General features: G+C 64.5%; 1 pseudogene. It reads left to right on the forward strand.

The annotated features are described in order from the left end of the window. Positions 1-265: pseudogene (locus tag C450_RS11610) on the forward strand (IS200/IS605 family transposon protein TnpB); the annotation flags it as partial.

Below are 265 nucleotides of genomic sequence, written 5' to 3' on the forward strand. Positions count from 1 at the left end.
AGTACCGTGGTCGGTACGGCGGCGTTCTCGGTGCTTCGACCGTACAGCAAATCGAACGGAAGAACGCCGAAGCGTGGCGGTCGTACTTCGCGCTCAAGAAGAAGGGCGAGCGCGCTCGCCCGCCCGGATTCTGGGGCAACCGCGACGAGGGGCGCGAGCTCCGGACGTACATCCGCAACACGTCGTACTCGATTCAGTGGGGCGAACGGTCCCGTCTCGACATCCTCGTGGGTTCGGACCTGAAAGACGAATACGGCCTCGGCGC

It is taken from the genome of Halococcus salifodinae DSM 8989 (genome assembly GCF_000336935.1).
GTDB lineage: Archaea > Halobacteriota > Halobacteria > Halobacteriales > Halococcaceae > Halococcus > Halococcus salifodinae.